The organism is Rhizobium ecuadorense, from assembly GCF_001187535.1.
GTDB classification, from domain to species: Bacteria; Pseudomonadota; Alphaproteobacteria; order Rhizobiales; family Rhizobiaceae; genus Rhizobium; species Rhizobium ecuadorense.
The window spans coordinates 1-333 of sequence record NZ_LFIO01000435.1 but is presented as its reverse complement, the minus strand read 5'-3'; the positions used below and the strand labels follow the sequence as shown (position 1 = coordinate 333).

Annotated in this window: 1 protein-coding gene; it reads left to right on the top strand. The window is 60.1% G+C overall.

The window, feature by feature from the left end:
- Positions 1-62 precede the first annotated feature (62 nt).
- Positions 63-333 (top strand): hypothetical protein (locus AF337_RS11005; protein WP_049732215.1); only part of this gene is annotated, 271 nt, incomplete at its 3' end.

The window sequence follows — 333 nt, the reverse complement described above, 5'->3', positions numbered from 1 at the left end:
ACAGCCTGAACCGTCCGGCGTGGCCGGACGGCGAACCCGAACAATAGACAGGGAGAATTCCAATGTCCGTTCAGAGCAGCAGCAAGACATCGATCACCCAGCGTTTCGACAGTTACCAGCCATCCAAGACGCTTCTCGTCTGGGCCTGCGTCGTCACGGCAATCGCCACGATGATTATCGAATTCAGCTGGGGAGGTTGGGTAACAGGCGGCACGTCAAGCAAAGCGGCAGCCGCCGCCGGCGACGTTGCACGCGGAGAACTGGCGTCCGCCATTTGCGTCGAACGGTTCAATGCGGCGCCGGATGCGGGCGCTAAACTGATCGAGTTCAAAG